Origin of the sequence: Bacteroides sp. Phil13 (assembly GCF_001940965.1) — a bacterium.
Lineage (GTDB): Bacteria > Bacteroidota > Bacteroidia > Bacteroidales > Bacteroidaceae > Bacteroides > Bacteroides intestinalis.
Genome location: NZ_MSHA01000080.1, coordinates 1 through 1,838 on the forward strand (window position 1 = coordinate 1; position 1,838 = coordinate 1,838).

The window sequence follows — 1,838 nt, forward strand, 5'->3', positions numbered from 1 at the left end:
CGCTAGTTCCTGACGAATTGCACTGACGATTTTAGGATTGGTCAGTGGATGAAGCGGATCAATCTGAACACCACAAAATAACTGGTAATGAATATTACCGTTTAAAGGTTCAATCAGTTGTGAATCTGAAAAGTTAGTATAGGACTTCAGGACCATCAAGGCTATTTTACCCTCAGGAGAAAAATAACTTTTACGACCCAAAGCAGAGGACTTCAAATGCATTTCTCGGGCCAGTTCCGAGAAAGGAAACAGGGCATGGAGGCGACCTAATTCACTCGTTGCAAAACTTTGACGATATTTTTTAGCATATCGAACTCGGTAAAACCTAAACGAGGTTCGATTTCTGATTTTTTTTGTATCTTTACCATGTGTTTTTAGTTTAGATTACCCCGTTTTGGCCGTCAAACCGTTTTTTTTTGGGGGAATGCTTAAAGATACAAAAAGGCAACTAACTCGCAATGAATTAGTTGCCTTAAATTTTATTATTTTAGGAATATCCCTAATTAGTGAATCTTCAACCTTTCTATTTTCTGCTGTCTCACGTTATCCATAGGTTCAGCATGATAAGAAACTATAGAAAAATTAATTGTACGCAGATCAATGCTCCTAATCGTACTATCATACATAGTACGAAAATAGATTACCCGGTTCCTCATATCTGTAGCTGACGTCCATTGTGTAGCACTTGGAATATCAACAGGAGCTTTTCCCTCCGAAAATTCTATTCCAATAGGAATATCGAAATTATTCAATATTTGAAAACACTGTAGAACAGTTTCGAGAACAGTAGACTTTTGCGGAGCCGTAGCCTGATAAAAAGCAGCTCGTACAAAACGTGATGGAGGAGTTACATCGCCAGGAAGTCCTAAGAAACCGCTGCCTGCTCCAAAAGAAGATAATTCAAGATTCCCTAAGCCATGTGTCTGTGCGGTTCCGGGATAAAGATTGACGTAATTATTCAGATTAGTCAAATGCCATTCAAATCCTGGCGAATTCGTAAGAACTCCCAGATTATTTTCATAAAAGTGAGTTTCTTTGCCGATTATTTCTAATACAAGTTGACGTCCAGTCTGGTCAGCAAAACGCCAATGTACAGTAGATGCACGCGAATCGATGTTTATAATATGTACATTGGTAACGGCTTCCTTCACTTCTTCAAGAGTAGTACACTTTCCAAGTATCCAAGAAACGAGCTGAAAATCAGATATACTACTATCTGCCACTTTTTTATCATAATCTTCATATTCTCCATAATGTGGAAAATAAAACAGACCAGCCGAGAGTCCGGCTTCATTAATTCCTTCTGCAATAAATTCTTTTTGCTCAACAGCCAATCCTACATACCCATAACGAGCGATGAACACCATGCCATTCTGTCCATCTGGTGTAAATGATTGCTCAGAATAACCTCTCGGAACAATTACATACTGACTATTCAGATTACTCCCACCCCACTCGATTGTCCGTGCTACAACTGCTGTACCATTCTGACTTTTTAAAGTTATACCTGTACAGGCCATAGCAGACAATGTTCCCCAAAACATATAGCCTACTACTACTGAAATGAAAAATAAATTTAGTTTCATATTAATTATTTCTTAGGATGAAAAAACAATAAAAACATAAGAATAAGTTCGACAAACGATTTGTCTTGATATATAAAACATACCCAGAAGGTAAATTGTTTACCCCTAAAGTATATACAGAACAAGGTAACCGACATGAATAGTAGTTTAAAAGCAGACAGCAACACACACCATTGAAGGGTATGGAAATACACAAGAATTGCTTAGACCACCATTTTTGACCGAAGTGGAGAAAAAGAAAAAGCTCTGAAA

General features: G+C 37.6%; 1 protein-coding gene and 1 pseudogene. Both read right to left on the reverse strand.

Annotated elements, in window-relative coordinates:
- Nucleotides 1–368, reverse strand: a pseudogene (locus BWI44_RS22320) (transposase); the annotation flags it as partial.
- 135 nt (nt 369–503) lie between these two features.
- Complete coding sequence (locus tag BWI44_RS14730; RefSeq protein ID WP_195208931.1) at nt 504–1,586, reverse strand: linear amide C-N hydrolase; 1,083 nt, start codon at nt 1,584–1,586, stop codon at nt 504–506.
- Nucleotides 1,587–1,838: the final 252 nt, after the last annotated feature.